Annotated in this window: 1 protein-coding gene; it reads left to right on the top strand. The window is 56.3% G+C overall.

Annotation, left to right across the window (positions count from 1 at the left end):
- Positions 1–1436: urease subunit alpha (gene ureC / locus EJP87_RS16300; protein WP_130472900.1), on the top strand; the 1436-nt coding region annotated here is incomplete at its 5' end.
- Between the last annotated feature and the right edge of the window lie 31 nt (positions 1437–1467).

Here is a 1467-nt window from a genome sequence, read left to right on the forward strand (position 1 = left end):
GACGGATTGCCGCCATCGGCAAGGCGGGCAATCCCGACGTGCAGCCGGGGGTTACGATGCGGATTGGGGCAGCCACCGAGATTATTGCCGGTGAAGGCAAGATTGTCACCGCCGGAGGGATCGACAGCCATATCCATTTTATCTGTCCGCAACAGGCGGAAGAGGCGCTCTTCAGTGGTATCACCACCATGATTGGTGGCGGAACCGGACCGGCGGCAGGCAGTTGTGCCACCACCTGTACCCCTGGCCCCTGGCATATCTATCGGATGTTGGAGGCGATGGAGAGCCTGCCGGTCAATATTGGCCTGCTGGGCAAAGGCAATGCCAGTCTGCCAGAAGGGCTGCGTGAGCAGGTGCAGGCGGGAGCCATGGGCTTGAAGCTGCATGAAGATTGGGGAACCACTCCGGCAGCTATTGATTGTTGTCTGCGGGTGGCGGAAGAGATGGATATTCAGGTGGCCATCCATACCGATACGCTCAATGAGGCGGGATTTGTGGAAACCACTTTGGCCGCTTTCCAAGGGCGCACCATCCATACTTTTCATACCGAAGGGGCAGGAGGAGGCCATGCCCCGGATATTTTGCGTGCGGTTGGTGTGGCCCATGTCCTACCCTCTTCCACCAATCCCACCCGCCCCTATACCCATAATACTGTCGATGAACATCTCGATATGTTGATGGTCTGCCACCATCTGGATGCCTCTATCGCCGAGGATGTGGCCTTTGCCGAATCGCGTATTCGTCGGGAGACCATCGCTGCCGAGGATATTTTGCATGATTTGGGTGCCATTTCCATGCTCTCTTCCGACTCCCAGGCCATGGGCAGGGTAGGAGAGGTGATCATGCGCACCTGGCAAACCGCCCATAAAATGAAGATACAACGGGGTGCCTTGCCGGAAGATCGTGGTTTGGGTCACGATAACTTTCGTGCCAAACGCTATATCGCCAAATATACCATCAATCCTGCCATCACCCACGGCATTGCCGATTGGGTTGGCTCGGTGGAGGTGGGAAAATTGGCAGATCTGGTGTTGTGGAAACCGGCCTTTTTTGGGGTCAAGCCAGCCATGGTCCTGAAGGGGGGGATGATTGCTGCCGCCTTGATGGGTGATCCCAACGCATCGATTCCCACTCCGCAACCGGTCTATCAACGACCGATGTTTGCCACCTTGGGTCTGGCCTTGCGCTCCTCCTCGGTCACCTTTGTTGCACAAGCGGCCATGGACAATCCACAACTGCGTGCCTTGGGTCTGCAAAAACCGCTGCTGGCTGTGCACGGCTGTCGCAACTTGCAAAAAAGTGCGATGATCCACAATGCACGGACTCCCCATATGGAGGTGGATCCGGAAAGCTATCAGGTGTGTGCCGATGGGGAGTTGTTGACTTGTGCACCTCTCCAGGTGTTGCCGATGGCGCAACGCTATTTTCTCTTTTAGGTGGAGAACGCTGCAATGATCTTTTTGACCG

This window comes from Candidatus Magnetaquicoccus inordinatus, from assembly GCF_004217665.1.
Taxonomy (GTDB): Bacteria; Pseudomonadota; Magnetococcia; order Magnetococcales; family Magnetaquicoccaceae; genus Magnetaquicoccus; species Magnetaquicoccus inordinatus.